Source organism: Bradyrhizobium sp. USDA 4449, from assembly GCF_054056275.1.
This window is the reverse complement of sequence record NZ_JBSRYD010000001.1, coordinates 7,086,406-7,101,013: the sequence shown is the minus strand read 5'-3', so window position 1 is coordinate 7,101,013 and position 14,608 is coordinate 7,086,406. Positions and strand designations below refer to the sequence as shown.

General features: G+C 64.1%; 15 protein-coding genes and 1 pseudogene. 10 read left to right on the top strand and 6 right to left on the bottom strand.

Translation table 11 applies throughout. From position 1 onward, the window contains the following. Positions 1–36 precede the first annotated feature (36 nt). The 6 genes and pseudogenes from ACVIIW_RS33515 to ACVIIW_RS33490 all read left to right on the top strand — a co-directional run bounded on the left by ACVIIW_RS33515 (position 37) and on the right by ACVIIW_RS33490 (position 4,158). Complete coding sequence (locus tag ACVIIW_RS33515) at positions 37–699, top strand: nucleotide-binding protein (protein ID WP_456704609.1); 663 nt, start codon at positions 37–39, stop codon at positions 697–699. Then, positions 662–1,309, top strand: a complete 648-nt coding sequence (locus tag ACVIIW_RS33510; protein WP_456704608.1) for a phasin family protein — start codon at positions 662–664, stop codon at positions 1,307–1,309. The genes ACVIIW_RS33515 and ACVIIW_RS33510 overlap by 38 nt, the downstream gene beginning before the upstream one ends. Positions 1,310–1,714: 405 nt before the next feature. Next, complete coding sequence (locus ACVIIW_RS33505) at positions 1,715–1,870, top strand: hypothetical protein (protein ID WP_177243599.1); 156 nt, start codon at positions 1,715–1,717, stop codon at positions 1,868–1,870. A gap of 42 nt (positions 1,871–1,912) precedes the next feature. Continuing rightward, positions 1,913–2,072, top strand: a pseudogene (locus tag ACVIIW_RS33500) (lipid A hydroxylase LpxO); the annotation flags it as partial. Between the two features lie 137 nt (positions 2,073–2,209). Next, the gene (locus ACVIIW_RS33495) at positions 2,210–2,668 is read left to right on the top strand and encodes a YybH family protein (protein ID WP_456704607.1); all 459 of its coding nucleotides are present in this window, start codon (positions 2,210–2,212) and stop codon (positions 2,666–2,668) included. A 149-nt stretch (positions 2,669–2,817) separates the two neighbouring features. After that, positions 2,818–4,158 carry an MFS transporter gene (locus ACVIIW_RS33490; protein WP_456704606.1) on the top strand — a complete coding sequence of 447 codons (1,341 nt, stop codon included), beginning with the start codon at positions 2,818–2,820 and terminating at the stop codon, positions 4,156–4,158. 63 nt (positions 4,159–4,221) lie between these two features. On the opposite strand, the gene ACVIIW_RS33485 is transcribed toward ACVIIW_RS33490, so the two are convergent. From ACVIIW_RS33485 to galE, 3 genes are all read right to left on the bottom strand, one after another. Next, positions 4,222–4,923, bottom strand: a complete 702-nt coding sequence (locus ACVIIW_RS33485) for a fumarylacetoacetate hydrolase family protein (RefSeq protein ID WP_456704605.1) — start codon at positions 4,921–4,923, stop codon at positions 4,222–4,224. 35 nt (positions 4,924–4,958) lie between these two features. Further along, positions 4,959–6,761 carry an ABC transporter ATP-binding protein gene (locus tag ACVIIW_RS33480; RefSeq protein WP_456704604.1) on the bottom strand — a complete coding sequence of 601 codons (1,803 nt, stop codon included), beginning with the start codon at positions 6,759–6,761 and terminating at the stop codon, positions 4,959–4,961. Positions 6,762–6,880: 119 nt separating this feature from the next. Next, a complete protein-coding gene (galE, locus tag ACVIIW_RS33475) occupies positions 6,881–7,894 on the bottom strand; it encodes a UDP-glucose 4-epimerase GalE (protein ID WP_456704603.1) in 1,014 nt (337 codons plus the stop codon). A gap of 125 nt (positions 7,895–8,019) precedes the next feature. On the opposite strand from galE, the gene ACVIIW_RS33470 reads away from it, so the two are divergent. After that, entirely contained in the window at positions 8,020–9,057 is a 1,038-nt protein-coding gene (locus ACVIIW_RS33470; protein ID WP_456704602.1) for a glycosyltransferase family 4 protein, read from the top strand. Positions 9,058–9,261: 204 nt separating this feature from the next. Here ACVIIW_RS33470 and ACVIIW_RS33465 read toward each other — a convergent pair whose 3' ends face one another. Beyond that, positions 9,262–9,444, bottom strand: coding sequence for a hypothetical protein (locus ACVIIW_RS33465; RefSeq protein ID WP_456704601.1), 183 nt, complete (start codon positions 9,442–9,444; stop codon positions 9,262–9,264). 303 nt (positions 9,445–9,747) lie between these two features. Continuing rightward, positions 9,748–10,239, bottom strand: a complete 492-nt coding sequence (locus ACVIIW_RS33460) for an Lrp/AsnC family transcriptional regulator (RefSeq protein WP_456704600.1) — start codon at positions 10,237–10,239, stop codon at positions 9,748–9,750. Positions 10,240–10,367: 128 nt separating this feature from the next. Here ACVIIW_RS33460 and ACVIIW_RS33455 point away from each other — a divergent pair, with 128 nt between their 5' ends. Further along, on the top strand, positions 10,368–10,781 hold the full coding sequence (locus tag ACVIIW_RS33455; RefSeq protein WP_456704599.1) for a RidA family protein: 414 nt from the start codon (positions 10,368–10,370) through the stop codon (positions 10,779–10,781). Between the two features lie 101 nt (positions 10,782–10,882). Here the strand turns inward: ACVIIW_RS33455 and waaF are convergent, their stop codons facing one another. Beyond that, positions 10,883–11,959, bottom strand: a complete 1,077-nt coding sequence (waaF, locus tag ACVIIW_RS33450; RefSeq protein ID WP_456704598.1) for a lipopolysaccharide heptosyltransferase II — start codon at positions 11,957–11,959, stop codon at positions 10,883–10,885. Between the two features lie 171 nt (positions 11,960–12,130). On the opposite strand from waaF, the gene rfaD reads away from it, so the two are divergent. After that, entirely contained in the window at positions 12,131–13,111 is a 981-nt protein-coding gene (gene rfaD, locus ACVIIW_RS33445; protein ID WP_456704597.1) for an ADP-glyceromanno-heptose 6-epimerase, read from the top strand. A gap of 11 nt (positions 13,112–13,122) precedes the next feature. Then, a complete protein-coding gene (gene rfaE1, locus ACVIIW_RS33440) occupies positions 13,123–14,607 on the top strand; it encodes a D-glycero-beta-D-manno-heptose-7-phosphate kinase (protein WP_456704596.1) in 1,485 nt (494 codons plus the stop codon). Position 14,608 lies beyond the last annotated feature (1 nt).

Genomic DNA, 14,608 nt, shown 5'->3' with positions numbered 1-14,608 from the left:
TTCCGGTTCGTTGCCGTCTTAGGGAGAGCGCGCGACATGCACGTCCTTGCTGTGGTCACGCAAAAAGGCGGAAGCGGTAAGAGCACCCTGTCCGTTGGCCTGGCGATGGCAGCGATGCGGCGCTCTGAGCGCGTCGCTCTCATCGAGGCGGACGCGCAAGGTACGATCTCGAAATGGAGAGAACGCCGCGAGAATCCCTATCCTCGCGTCGAGCGCGTTGCGGATGCCGCCGAAATCGAGCCGGTGATATCTCGTCTGCAGGCTGACGGGATTTGGCTCGCAATCATCGACACCGCTGCCACGAACAACGTTTTGGCGACGCGCGCCATCGCCTGTGCCGATCTTTGTCTCATCCCGGCGCGTCCGAGTCCGGCCGATATCGAAGCCGCAATACCTACGCTAATCGCTATTCGCAGGCTCGATCGCCGGTTTGCCTTCGTCCTCAATCAAACGCCCACACGGGGGTCTCGGCTGAGCGAAGCTGCCGCGTCGCTCAACTCGCTCGGCGTGCTTGCGCTTCCTTTCATCGGGCAGCGTAACGACCACCAGGATGCGCTCGGGGCTGGGCTGGGCGTGACCGAGTTCGCGCCGGAGGGAAAAGCCTCGGAGGAAATTGTGGCGCTATGGGGGTGGATCTCGGAGCGTCTTACCGTGGAGTCGAATGATCATGGGCAAGCCGCGCTCAAGACAGCCTGCTGACATTGCACGCACCGGGCGTCGCTCACTGCTGGAACTGGCGGCCGAAGTGAGCCGCGCCGTCGACGAGGGCTTGGCGATGGCGCCGGGCTCGGTCACCGCAACCGTTCAAGATGCGCCGCAGATCGCGCCTCCGATGCCTGTTCCGGCACAAGAAGCGGCCAGCGTTATCGCTGCAAGATCGGAACCTCCGGACAGCACCAGCACTGATCTCATCGTGGACTTGGCCAAGGAGTGCCAGGCCCGCGCTCTGGACGGCATGAAAACTGGTGCTCACGCTGCGCTGGATTTCGCCAAGAACCTCGCAAAGGACCTCGCAAAGCCGCGGCTTGACGGCACGACATCGGATGCCAACGCAACCGGCGCCACGGAAAGTCACCTCATCGAGGCGATTGGAACGGCAGCTGAGTGTCGTCTGGTCGTGCTCGAACTGATGAAAATCAATGCGGGTGCGACCTTGGAGTATGCGCGGGAATTGGGCCGGGCGAGAACGCTGGCGGAGTTGGTCGAGCTGTCGAGCACGCATGCGCGAAAGCAATGTGAGTTGGTCCTGAAGCAAGCCGAGTTGCTGAAATCGGTTGCTCAGAACATGATGAATCCCGGGCCCAGATAGCACCGCGCGCCTGGCGTCATGGCGCTCGGGATCTGCGCGGGACAATGAGGGCGAGGCCAATGTCGATCGCGAGCGCCAGCACCACGGCGCCGCCACCGGGGCGAACAAGACGAGATAGTCGCCGCCGGTCTGCCGCGTAAATCCCGCAGAAGCCGCAGGCGGCGGCCGCCTGGAGCAACGCAAAGCTTGTCGTGGCGTGGCTCCAAGTCGCGCGTTGCTGTTCAGCCGAGTGCGGGACAACCTCGTGGATGCGCCCGAGCACCATCGGCTCAGGAATGCAGCGCTGTTTTTGCGTATACGGCCACCGGGCGGAATCGGGCATCCTCGCGGAACGGTTAACGCCTGATTAACGGATGTGTCCTAGCCTGTTTTGGCCGGGTTACTCGCAAGGCCGAGGTGAGCCCAATGGAAGCCCAGAAGATTGCGGTCGACGCCGTCGTCGCGCTGACCGATTGCGACCGCGACGCCGTCATCGCCTTTATTCGCCAACTCTATCTCGCCGGCGTTACGGACCCCAAGCGCCTGACTTTCAAGGGTCTCCAGGCACTGTCCCGGGCGTGACCGAACACGCGCAATCGAATCTACTTGGTCTCGACGGTCGGGCCGGTGATCCCGGTCGAGCAGTTTCCCGAGCTCAAGCCGCTCAGCCAGAATTGGGAGACCATCCGCGACGAAGCCGTTGGCCTGTTCGACGGAGGTTTTATCGGCGGCCGCCAAGAACAACGATTGGGGCCTCTACTCGTCCTTCAAAAATGGCCGGAAGGACCGGATAAACCGCGGCACGACATCCGAGACATCCGTGTCGTGTTTTGATGCAGTCTGTGCGACCGAATCTTGCTGCACGCGTCGGTCCATGGCAACAAGGTCGCCGCGATTTAGCCGCCAAACCTGGAGCAGGCAATGGGCCCGTTGCCAATTGCGAACACCGAGATTGTCCAATTCTTCCGCGAGTGGTTGGATGTCTTTGCTCGCTATGTCCGCGAGGTCGACTATGCTTCGGCGCGGCCACTCTTCCATCCGGATGTGCTGGCCTTCGGTACGCATAATGACGTCATCCCGGGCCTGGACCAATGGGTCACCACGCAATGGGACAACGTCTGGCCCAAGACGACCGACTTCCGCTTCGTGCTTGATCAGATCTCGGTTCTGGCATCGCCTGACGGCGCGATGGCGACAGTGATCGCGCCCTGGACGAGCACTGGCTATCATCCCGACGGCAGCGTATTTCCCCGCCCGGGCCGGGCGACCATGATCTTTTGGAGGAATGCCGTTGGTTGGCTGTGCGTGCACTCGCACATGTCGCTCAACCGCGGTGTGCCGCAGGCGAGCTACGCCAATCGGGCGGTGAAGGCCCGGTAGTACAGCAGCCATTGCCGGATTTATCGGCCGACTAAAGTGTTAGCTGCTCATTCCGCCCCGGCTGGAACCCTTGGAACCCGATATCGTTGGTTCCGCAACGAATAACCGATGAAACGCGCAACCGGGGGCCTGTCCGGGAGAACATTCCCATGGCAACACTCGGCTTCGACGCCACCCGACTCACTGCATCCGAGCATCAGCTCCAGCTTCGTCGCGCCGTGATCGCCTCCACGATCGGGACTGCGATCGAGTGGTACGATTTTTTTCTCTATAGCACCGTCACGGGTCTGGTTTTCGCAAAGCTGTTCTTTCCGCACTCCGATCCCTGGGTTGGCACGCTAGAGGCGTTTGCGATCTATGCGGTCGGCTTCGTCGCGCGCCCAATCGGCGCGGCAATCTTTGGGCACTATGGCGACCGCATCGGACGTAAATCGACGCTGATCGCGACGCTGCTCCTGATGGGACTGGCGACCGCCGCAGTGGCCGTGGTGCCGACCTATGCCAGCATCGGCATCTGGGGCGCGGTGATCCTGACCGTGCTGCGATTCATTCAGGGCGTCGGCGTCGGCGGCGAGTGGGGTGGCTCGGTGCTGATGTCGATGGAGTGGGCCCGCAACGACCATTCCCGGGGATTGGTCGCATCATGGCCGCAATTCGGCGTGCCCTGCGGCCTGTTCCTGGCCAATCTCGCCGTGCTGGCGTTCAGCCAGATGGCGGGCGATCAGTTCCTGGCGTGGGGCTGGCGCATTCCGTTTGCGCTCAGCATCATCCTGGTCGGTGTCGGCCTCTACATCCGGCTCGGCATTCTCGAAACGCCTGTATTCTCGAAGCTCGTGGCTGAACGTCAGGTCGACCGCACGCCGATGCTGACCGTCATCCGGGAATACCCGAAGGAAATTCTTCTGTCGGCCTTCGCCCGCATGTCCGAGCAGGCGCCGTTCTACATCTTCACCGCCTTCGTGTTCTCCTATGGCATCGGTACCCTGCACGTTTCACGCGACTTCCTGCTGACCGCGGTGCTGTCGGCGTCGGTGCTGTCGTTCGTCTCGATCCCGCTGTGCGGGCACATCTCCGATCAGATCGGCCGCAAGAACATGTATATGCTCGGCGCTGCCGCGACGGGCATCTTCGGCTTCATCTATTTCGCGATGCTCAATACCGGATCGCTGAGCATCATCTTCCTGGCAATCATTCTGTCGCTGATTCCGCACGACATGCAGTACGGGCCGCAAGCCGCCTTGATCGCCGAGAGCTTTACCGGACGCCTGCGCTACAGCGGCTCCTCGCTCGGCTATCAACTCGCATCGGTGATCGCCGGCGGTCCCGCGCCGCTGATCGCCACCTGGCTGTTCGGCAAGTTCCAGTCGGCGACCGCCATTGCCGTCTACATCGCGATTTGCGCAGTCATGACGCTGGTCGCGACTGCGATGATGACCGATTACACCGGGAAGGACATCAACGCAGCGGGCGCGCACGAGCGGCGAACTTGAGAGCACAAAAGCCCCGGACGCGATGTCCGGGGCTCTGCCTTTCCCGTGATATCGAGATCAGCCTTACTCCGGCTGCCCGATCGAGACCTTCAGCGTGCCGACGCCGTCGACGCCGCATTCGAGCTTGTCGCCGGGCTGGAGCTGCGACACCCCAGCCGGCGTGCCCGTCATGATGATGTCTCCGGCGGCAAGCTTCACCTGTTGCGAGAGCTGCCAGATGATCTCGGGCACGTTCCAGATCAGCTCGGTCAGATCGCCTTTCTGAGCTTCCTTGCCGTTGACCGTGAGCCAGATCTTGCCCTTGGCGGGATGGCCGATCTTCGAAGCCGGCTGCACCGCGGAGCACGGCGCGGAGCCGTCGAACGACTTGCCGACCTCCCAGGGACGCTCCTTCTTGCGCGAGGCGATCTGGAGGTCGCGGCGGGTCAGGTCGATGCCGACGGCATAGCCGTAGACGTGGTCGAGCGCCTTGTCGGCGGGGATGTTCAGCCCGCCGCTCTTCATAGCCACGATCAGCTCGACCTCATGATGCAGATCCTTGGTCAGCGGCGGATAGGGAATGGTCGCGCCGTCAGGCACCAGCATGTCGGCGTGCTTGGCGAAGAAGAACGGCGGCGCGCGCTCGTCATTGCCCATCTCGCGGATATGTTCGAGATAATTGCGACCGACGCACCAGATGCGGCGCACCGGATAACGGCCGGTCTCGCCGACGACGGGGAGCGAAGCCTGAGGGGGAAGCGGGATGACGTAGGAGGCGGCGTTCATGAAGAAGTCTCGCTGCTCTTGGGGTGGAGGGAATTCTATGCGGTTGCGCTGATCGGCGCCAGCGCGCCGGCATCGTAATGCTGCAGGCGGAAGAACGACGCGTAGCGGCCTCCGCGGCGCAGCAACTCGTCATGCCGACCCTGCTCGACAATCTCGCCGCCCTCGACCACCACGATCGCGTCGGCGTGCATGATGGTGTGCAGGCGGTGCGCGATCACGAGGGTGGTGCGGTTCTGGCAGAGATGCTCGATCGCCTCCTGCACCTGCCGCTCGGACTCCGAGTCGAGCGCGGCGGTGGCTTCGTCCAGCAGGATGATCGGTGCGTTCTTGATCAGCGCGCGGGCGACCGCAATTCGCTGGCGCTGCCCGCCGGAGAGCTGCGTGCCGTGCTCACCGACCGGCGTGTCGTAGCCGAGCGGGAAGCCCAGGATGAAATCATGCGCGCAAGCGGCCTTCGCCGCCTCGATGATCTCGTCCTCGCTCGCGCCCGGCTTGCCGAACGCGATGTTGTTGCGGATGGTGTCGCGGAACAGATAGACGTCCTGGCCGACATAGGCGGTCTGCGCCCGGAGCGATTTGCGCGAGATCGTGCCGATCGACTGGCCGTCGATCACGATGTCGCCTTGCGTCAGCTCGTAGAAGCGCAAGAGCAGCGCCAGCACGGTCGACTTGCCGCCGCCGGAGGGGCCGACCAGCGCCGTGACCTTGCCGGGTTCGGCAACGAAGCTCATGCGGTTGAGCACGGTCTCGTTGGTGCGGTAGGCGAAGCTGACGTCGCGGAACTCGATCCGCGCGTCGGACAGCTTCAGTGCGGGCTTGTCGTCGTCGGAATGCTCGCTCGCCGGGCTGTCGACCACTTCGAGCAGCATACGCGCGCCGACCAGCTGGCTGTTGAGATCGATGTTGAGCCGCGCCAGCCGCTTGGCCGGCTCTGTCGCCATCAGGAAGGCGGTCATGAAGGAGAAGAACGCGCCGGGCGTGGCGTTGAGCGCGACAACGCTGTAGCCGCCATAGAGCAGGCAGCCGGCAACGGCGAAGCCGCCGAGCATTTCCATCAGCGGGTTGGAGCGGTTGGCGACGCGGGCCATCTTGTTGGCGTTGCGCTCGACGATCGCGATGTTCTCGTCGATGCGGCTCTGCATGGTGTCTTCGAGCGTGAACGCCTTCACCGTGCGGATACCCTGGAGAGACTCCTGCATCGTCTCCAGGATGTCGGCGGTGCCGGTGAACTGATTGTGGGCGAGACCCTTGATGCGCTTGACCAGCTTGCGCAGCACCAGCATCGCCGGCGGCACCGCGACGAGGCCGATCAGCGACATCAGCGGATCCTGCCACACCATGACGCCGATCATGGCGAGCAGCATCATGAGGTCGCGCCCGACGGCGTTGACCAGCATATTGAGGACGTCGGTGATGGATTTCGCACCAGCAGTCAGTCGCGCCAGAAATTCGGACGAATGCCGCTCGGAAAAGAAGCCGACGCTCTCGCGCATCAGCTTGGCGAACAGCTGGCGCTGGTTGGTGGCGAGGATGGCGTTGCTGATCTTGGTCATGATCACCATGTGGCCGTAGGTCGCCACGCCCTTGATGAAGAGCAGGATCACCGTGATGCCGGAGAACATCGCGATTCCCGGGATGTTCTTGTCGACATAGGCCTGGTTGATGACCTGGCCGAGCACGTAGGTCGCGCCGGCGGTTGAGCCTGCGGCAGCCGCCATCAGCGCAAAGGCAACGAGGTAGCGCCGCCAGTAGACGACTCCCTGTTCCAGGATCAGGCGGCGAATCAGAATCGCTGCCGCATAGGGATCGTCGGTGATTTTCTTTGGAAACTGGGCCATCCGGGGTCCATTGACGGCCAAGGCGAAAAGCCTGCCCGCGCGTCAGGGATCGAAGGGCCTCTGTGCCCGCTAAAGCTGCGGTTTTCAAGCCCAATTAAGGGCTTGCGCCCGGACGGATTCTAGGCCGAGGCGGCGCGGCGGAGCTCGCCGTGGCGCTCGCGGAACAGCTTGTCCTCCCAGGCCAGGGCGTGGGCGGCGATGGTCTCCAGATCCTCGTATTGCGGCTTCCAGTCGAGCAGGCCGCGGATGCGGCTGGTGTCGGCGACCATGGTCATGATGTCGCCGGGCCGGCGCGGGGCGTATTGCACGGCGAAGCTGCGACCGGACACCCTGCGGACGGCATCGATGGTTTCGAGCACGGAATAGCCGCGGCCATAGCCGCAATTCAGCGTGGTCGAGGCGCCGCCATCGCGCAGATAAGCCAGCGCCGAGCGATGCGCCTGTGACAGGTCCGTGACGTGGATGAAGTCGCGAATGCAGCTGCCATCCGGGGTCGGATAGTCGGTGCCGAAGACGTCGATCTTGGCGCGCTGGCCGGTCGCGGCCTCCACTGCGATCTTGAGCAGATGCGTGGCGCCGACGGTGGCGAGGCCTATACGCGCCTGCGGGTCGGCGCCTGCGACGTTGAAATAGCGCAGCGCCACGTACTGCATGCCGTAGGCGGCGGCGACGTCGTGCAGCATGATCTCGGTCATCAGCTTGGACGAACCATAGGGCGAGAGCGGCCGGGTGGGCGCGTGCTCGGGCACCGGCACCTGGTCCGGGTTGCCATAGACGGCAGCGGTCGAGGAGAAGATGAAGCGGCCGATGCCGCGCTTGACGGCGACGTTGAGCAGGTTGCGCGCGGTCGTGAAATTGTTGTGGTAGTAGCCGAGCGGATCGCGCATCGAATCCGGCACGACCACGGAGCCCGCAAAATGGATGATGCTCTCGATGTCGTGCTGGGCGATCACGCCTTCGAGCAGGTTCTCGTCGCCGGCATCGCCGATGAACAGCGGCACGCCTTCGGGCAGATACGCGGAGAAACCCGTGGAGAGATCGTCGATCACGACGACGTCCTCGCCGGCTTCCGCCAGCGTCAGGACCGTGTGACTTCCGATATAGCCGGCGCCGCCGGTGACTAGCACAGTCATGATCTCACCCGTCCTCGATCAACGTGCCAAGTTAACGTTTGCGCGGTGAAGAGGGGGTTTCGGCGCCGCTGAACTGGTCACTATGCTTAATGTTGCGTATAGGGGCTCACCGAACGGAGCATGACGTGGCAAATTTCCCGGCCGATCTGCAAGTGATCGTGCCAAATCTGCACAGGCGCTATTCCGGGGTCACCGCGACCAACCGGATGGTGGCGCCGCGGCTGGCGAAACTCTATCGCTCGGCCTGGTTTGGCTCGGACGCTCCGGAGGGGATTGCGCGATTGAGCGTCGCCGATCTCCTGAAACTATGGGGGCGCAAGATGCCGTTGATCTGGCATGCGCGCCGCAACAACGAGATGATCGCGGGCGTCCTGCTGCGGACCCTGGGCTGGCCGCTGAAACTGGTCTTCACCTCGGCAGGGCAGCGGCGTCACACCTGGATCACGCGCTGGCTGATCCGCCGCATGGACGCGATCATCGCGACATCGGACGTCTCGGCCTCGTTCCTCAAAGTCGAAGCGACGGTGATCCCGCATGGCGTCGACACCGACGTCTATGCGCCGCCGTCGGATCGCGCAGCCGCCTTCGCGGAAAGCGGCTTGCCCGGCCGTTACGCCATCGGCTGTTTCGGCCGCGTGCGCGCGCAGAAGGGCACCGATGTGTTCGTCGAGGCGATGTGCCGCCTCTTGCCGCGCCATCCCGAATTCACGGCCGTGATCGTCGGCCAGGTCACGGCCGAACAGACGCCCTTTGCGAACGACCTGAAGAAGCGCATCGAAGCGGCTGGCCTGCAATCGCGCATCGTCATCACCGGCGAGCTTGCGATCGAAGACGTGCAGCGCTGGTATCAGCGGCTGACGATCTACGCCTTCACCTCGCGCAACGAAGGATTCGGCCTGACGCTGATCGAGGCGATGGCTTCAGGCAGCGCGCTGGTCGCCGCGCGTGCCGGTGCTGCCGAGCTCGTGGTCGAGGATGGGTTAAGCGGCGTACTGATCCCGACCGGCGACGCCGATGCGCTGGTCGCCGCGCTCGAACCGCTGATGCGTGACGTGGCTGCCGCGACCGCGATGGGCGAGCGCGGGCGGGCGCGGGTGCTGGCGAAGTTCAGTCTCGATGCCGAAGCCGCCCGGATTGGCGAGGTCTATCGGCCGTTGCTTTGAGCCGCTTTTCCCAAGCGTGAAAACAACCCCATGCACAGTAGCCGGTGCAAGCAAAACCAATGGCTTGTCGGGCGCGTGCGGCCGGAATGCGGATTTTGCGAATTTCGCTTGTTCCGTCGGGCAAAACAGGTGTAGATTGGCATCTTCCAAGAATAGCGGACGAGCTTCCGCTGGCGCTCTCGCGCTCCTTCCCCTCGGGCATGCCTAGTGCTTGATCTGCGTCTGCGAATGCCGAGCTGCAAGTCTTGGCGCGGCATGCGGCGCCGGGCGAAGCCTGCGCTCGTAAGTGTCGGCAAGATCGAGCAGGCGCTTTCGGGTGAACGGGTCCGCCTTCGCCGCAAGCTCGCGAATGTCTTGAGCGCGTTCCTTGATGAAGTCTTCGTCCATTGGCTTTTCCCCCGAAGGTGAGAGAATGCCAATTCTTCCGATGCGTGTATCCAACATAAGTTGGGTTGGGCACGACCCCTGCAAAAGCCGCCGATCCGTTCTGCGCGGATTTTCCTTTCGGTGACGAAGGTTCTTTTTTGACCTGAACGAGGTCGCCTACTCATAAACGGGGCACGGCTGGGGGATGTCTGCTCACACTCCAGTAGCGGCGCAAAACCGGACATCGCCGGACTTCGCCTGTGGGCCACTTTGAGCCATTCCGGTCGACGGACATTTCGTTGCGGTTGGGATCACAGCCGACATTCACTGGCCGTCAGGACCGAAGTGCCCGAGCGGAAGAGGCGCATCAGCTTTGAGGGATTGAATGGCGATGTTGCTGCGCGCGTCGCGAACGATTGGCAACTCCAGAAGTTTGCCGACAAGAAATTGCTGATAGCGCTCCATGTCGGGCACCACGACTTCCAAGACATAGTCAGCCTCGCCTGCCACGAGATGGCATCCGACCACCTCGGGCATAGCGGTTACGGCGTGCTCGAAGTCGAGGGCACGATCGTTGGCGTGGCGATCGATCTTCACGGCGAGGAAGACCGTGAGGCCAAGACCGACGCGGTTGCGATGTAGCACGGCGCGATATCCGGCGATGACACCTTCGTCAGCCAATCGTCGCACCCGGCGCAGGCACGGAGACGCGGAAAGTCCGACGCGGTTAGCCAACTCAATGTTGGTCAGTCGCGCATCCGCCTGCAGTTCGGCAATAATGCGGCGATCGATCTCGTCCAGCTCTGGATTTGGCATAGGTGCTCACTTCTTCGATCCTGTGGGGCGATTTATTGCGCGATCTGGCCCTCTCATAGCCTAATTCGCAAAGACGTGCCCGGGGATCATGAGACATAGTTTGTGCAGTCAATGAATGGAGCTGCCTCATGCCAACCGACGCCGCCGTTGTTCGCTACCTGAACCCGCCCGCTCTCGAACGGCCGCCTGGCTACTCCCACGTGGTCGACGTGCGCGGCGGCCGTCTGATCTTCATTGCCGGACAGGCCGGTGTTGACGCTACCGGCGCGATTGTTGGAGGTGACGACATAGAGGCACAGGCTGAGCAGGCATTCCGCAATCTCTCGGCTGCGCTGGAGAGCGCTGGTTGCGCCGCCTCGAATTTGGTGAAGCTGACGGTCTTCGTCCGCGACATGGACAGGTTGGCGGACTACAGGCGGGCACGCGATCGCTTCTTCAACTCGGTGACGCCGGCCGTCGCACCCGCGGTCACCCTGGTCGAGGTTTCGCACCTCTATTTGGAGAGCTTGCTGATTGAGATCGAAGCAGTGGCGGCCGCATAGGTTCAAGGAAGCCGGTCGCGAACGGAACAACTGCGGACGACATCGCGGCCTTGCAGGTCTTCAGCAGGCTGTGGCTCCGCCCTGATGAGTCCGCGTCCTGGTCAGCCCGCCACCTCAGCCAGCACCCTCTCCGCAATCGCCGCCACCTCTTCGGCCGCGATGTCCCGCATACACCTGTGGTCGTTCATTTTGCAGATCGTGCTCTGGCAGGGCTGGCACGAGAGCACGCTCTTGTCCTGCACCACGGTTGCGGCGAGGCCGTTGAGGGGAGCCCAGAGGTAGGGGCTGGTCGGGCCGAAGATGCCCATGGTGGGCGTGCCCAGCGCGGCCGCGATGTGCATCAGGCCTGAGTCGTTCGAGATCGCGACGCCGGCCGCGGCCATGGCCAGCACGCCGTTGCGCAAATCATTGCCGGTGAGGTCCCGCACCCCTGGGCCGCCAGCGGCCCCGGGGCCTCCCGCCGCGACGATTTCCTGCGCGAGGCCTTTTTCCGCGGGGCCGCCGACCACCCAGACCTCCAGTCCGCGCTCGATCAGCAACCGGGCGGCCTCCGGATAGTAGGTCCAGCGTTTGGAGACCCCGACGGAGCCGGGGGCGAGCGCGACGGCGGCGCCCGCGCTGAGGCCGTTGGCCTGGCGCCAGCGGGCGATCTCCTCGGGCGAGACCCGCAATTGCGGCACCGGCCATTCCGGCGGCAACGGGGCGCCGTCCGGCAGGGCGAGCGCGGCATTCTCGTCGATGAAACGGGGAAGCTTGCTCTCGCCCCAGCGCCATTGGTTGATCAGCCCGAACCTGATCTCGCCGACCCAGCCGACCCTTTCGGGAATACCGGCCAGCGTCGGCGCAATGGCTGCCTTCCAGGTGCGGGGCAGCACCAGGGCCGTGCCGTAGTTCCGCTCGCGCAGGAGCTTTGCCAGGCCGAACTGGCGGCGTACCGCCAGGCGACTGCGGGGCAGGTCCCAAACGATGCCTTGGCGCACGCCGGGCATGTAGTCGACCAGAGGGGCGCAAAGCGTCGTGGTGAGCAGATCGACCGGCCGGTTCGGCCAGCGCTCTTTCAGCACCCGGACCACGGTGTGATTCCGGACGAAATCGCCGATCCACATATAGGGGACGATGAGAATCGGGCGGGTGTCGCTCCGCTCGTCGTTCCTGCCAAATTGCGAATCAATATTCATCAGTTAATGGGGCCGCAAACGCTCTTGCTGTGGTGGTTCGGTTAGCCGCTCCGGGCCGGCAGGTAAAGCCGGCAGAAGCGAGTCCAAAGCGTCTGCCCAAAATGCTTACACTTTGGCGGATGATGCGCTACGGCAGGTATCGGGCCGTCAAAATCAGGCAGGGATGTTGGAATGTTGCTGGTGACCGGCGGGGCCGGTTTTATCGGATCGAATGTCGTCGCCGCGCTGAACCTGGCGGGGCGCAGCGATGTCGTGGTCTGCGACCTCTTGGGCAGCGACGGCAAATGGCGCAATCTCGCCAAGCGCCAGCTTGTGGATATCGTTCCGCCGGCGGAACTGCCAGGATGGTTGAAGGGCCGCAAGCTCGATGCCGTGATCCATCTCGGGGCGATTTCCGAGACCACCGCGACCGACGGCGATCTCGTGATAGAGACCAATTTTCGCTTTTCGACGCGCCTGCTCGACTGGTGTACGGCGAACAAGGTGCCGCTGATCTACGCCTCGTCGGCGGCGACCTATGGCGACGGCGCCGAGGGTTTTGACGATGATGCATCGCTACCGGCGCTGAAGAGGCTGCGGCCGATGAATCTCTACGGCTGGAGCAAGCAGCTGTTCGATCTCGCGGTCGCCGAGCGCGTCGCGAACGGCGCTTCGATGCCGCCGCAATGGGCCGGACTGAAATTCTTCAACGTGTTCGGTCCGAACGAATACCACAAGGGCACGATGATGAGCGTGCTGGCGCGCCGCTTCGATGACGTCAAGGCGGGCCGCGTCGTGCAGCTGTTCAAGTCGCATCGCGACGGCATCGCCGACGGCGATCAGCGCCGCGATTTCATCTATGTCGACGATGTCGTGCGCGTCATCATGTGGCTGCTCGCGACGCCTGCGGTGTCGGGGCTGTTCAACGTCGGCACCGGCAAGGCGCGCAGCTTCAGGGATCTGATGCTCGCGACCTACGCCGCGCTCGGGACCCGGCCGAACATCGACTATATCGACATGCCCGAGCAGATTCGCGGCAGCTATCAGTATTTCACCGAGAGCAAGGTCGATCGGCTCTGCCGTGCCGGCTATAACGGCGGCTTCACCCCGCTCGAAGACGCGGTGAAGGCCTATGTCGGGGATTATCTCGACCGGCCCGACCGTTTCCGCTGAGGCCCATCACCATGCCGACGCCCATCCTCGATTTTGATGCCCTGGCGCACGATATTGCGCGCCGCACGGTGCTCTGCATCGGCGACATCATGCTGGACGAGTTCGTCTACGGCGAGGTGTCGCGGATCTCGCCGGAAGCGCCGACACCCGTCATCGCGGCCCAGCGCAGCGAGATCCACATCGGCGGCGCCGGCAATGTCGCGCGCAACGTCGCTGCGCTTGGCGCGCGCTGCATCTTCGTCGGCCTCGTCGGCGAGGATGAGGCCGGCAAGCGGCTCGCCGCCGCGCTGGCAGACCATGCCGGCATCGAAAGCGCGCTGGTGCGCGATCCGTCGCGGCCGACCACGCGAAAAGTCCGTTTCGTCTCCGAGCATTTTTCCACGCATATGCTGCGCGCGGATTGGGAGCAGGCGGTCGCCGCCTCCGAAGAGGTCGAGACCAGGCTGATCGAAGCGATCCTGCCGCAGATCGCCCGCGCCGATATCGTGCTGCTCTCAGACTATGCCAAGGGCGTGCTCACCGCACGCGTGATCCGCCACACCATCGACGCCGCGCGCAATCTCGGCAAGCGCGTGATCGTCGATCCCAAGAGCCTGAACTGGGCGATCTATCGCGGCGCCACACTGCTCACGCCCAACCGCAAGGAATTCTCGGAGGCCACCCGCAGCCGCGCCGACACGCCGCAGAGCATCGTCGATGCCAGCGAGGACGTGATGCGGCTTGCCGATTGCGAGGCGATCCTGGTGACCCAGGGCGAGCACGGCATGACGTTGGTCCCGCGCAGCAACGAGGCCGTTCACGTGCCGGCTTTCCCGGTGAAGGTGCGCGACGTGTCCGGCGCCGGGGACACCGTGGCCGCCGCGCTCGCGGTTTCGCTCGCGGCGGAGGCGGACTGGGACACGGCGCTGCGCGTGGCGAGCGCGGCCGCTGCGGTCGCGGTCGGCAAGCAGGGCACCGCCAGCGTGAGCGCCGACGAACTGCGGCGAAAGATCCTGCCGCATGCCACGCTCGCAGCCGAGGAGAAGGTGGTGAGCGCGCCCGACACGCTGGACGCCCGGCTCGCCGAATGGAAGGGGCAGGGGCTGCGCGTCGGCTTCACCAACGGCTGCTTCGACATCCTGCATCCCGGCCACGTCAAGGTGCTGACCGCGGCGCGCGCCGCCTGCGACCGCCTGATCGTGGGGCTGAACAGCGACGCCTCGGTGCGGCGGCTCAAGGGCGAGGAGCGTCCGGTGCAAGACGAGCGCGCGCGTGCAGAGGTGCTGGCGGCGCTCGAAGCGGTCGATCTCGTGGTCATCTTCGAACAGGACACGCCGATCGACCTGATCAGGCGGATCGCACCAAGCGTGCTGGTGAAGGGCGGCGACTACACCCGCGAGCAGGTGGTCGGCCACGAGGTCGTCGAGGCCGCCGGCGGAACCGTCGTGCTGGTCGACATCCTCCAGGGTTTCAGCACCACCGCGCTGGTGCATCGTGCGCGGGGAGGCGCCAAGTGAT

What these genes read in the sequence shown, in the direction of transcription:
- ACVIIW_RS33505 (WP_177243599.1), top strand. Translation starts at nt 1,715, where the DNA reads ATGGAAGCCCAGAAGATTGCGGTCGACGCCGTCGTCGCGCTGACCGAT.
- waaF (WP_456704598.1), bottom strand. Translation starts at nt 11,959, where the DNA reads ATGAATATTGATTCGCAATTTGGCAGGAACGACGAGCGGAGCGACACC.
- ACVIIW_RS33455 (WP_456704599.1), top strand. Translation starts at nt 10,368, where the DNA reads ATGCCAACCGACGCCGCCGTTGTTCGCTACCTGAACCCGCCCGCTCTC.
- ACVIIW_RS33515 (WP_456704609.1), top strand. Translation starts at nt 37, where the DNA reads ATGCACGTCCTTGCTGTGGTCACGCAAAAAGGCGGAAGCGGTAAGAGC.
- ACVIIW_RS33480 (WP_456704604.1), bottom strand. Translation starts at nt 6,761, where the DNA reads ATGGCCCAGTTTCCAAAGAAAATCACCGACGATCCCTATGCGGCAGCG.
- galE (WP_456704603.1), bottom strand. Translation starts at nt 7,894, where the DNA reads ATGACTGTGCTAGTCACCGGCGGCGCCGGCTATATCGGAAGTCACACG.
- ACVIIW_RS33495 (WP_456704607.1), top strand. Translation starts at nt 2,210, where the DNA reads ATGGGCCCGTTGCCAATTGCGAACACCGAGATTGTCCAATTCTTCCGC.
- ACVIIW_RS33490 (WP_456704606.1), top strand. Translation starts at nt 2,818, where the DNA reads ATGGCAACACTCGGCTTCGACGCCACCCGACTCACTGCATCCGAGCAT.
- ACVIIW_RS33460 (WP_456704600.1), bottom strand. Translation starts at nt 10,239, where the DNA reads ATGCCAAATCCAGAGCTGGACGAGATCGATCGCCGCATTATTGCCGAA.
- rfaE1 (WP_456704596.1), top strand. Translation starts at nt 13,123, where the DNA reads ATGCCGACGCCCATCCTCGATTTTGATGCCCTGGCGCACGATATTGCG.
- ACVIIW_RS33510 (WP_456704608.1), top strand. Translation starts at nt 662, where the DNA reads ATGATCATGGGCAAGCCGCGCTCAAGACAGCCTGCTGACATTGCACGC.
- ACVIIW_RS33485 (WP_456704605.1), bottom strand. Translation starts at nt 4,923, where the DNA reads ATGAACGCCGCCTCCTACGTCATCCCGCTTCCCCCTCAGGCTTCGCTC.
- ACVIIW_RS33465 (WP_456704601.1), bottom strand. Translation starts at nt 9,444, where the DNA reads ATGGACGAAGACTTCATCAAGGAACGCGCTCAAGACATTCGCGAGCTT.
- rfaD (WP_456704597.1), top strand. Translation starts at nt 12,131, where the DNA reads ATGTTGCTGGTGACCGGCGGGGCCGGTTTTATCGGATCGAATGTCGTC.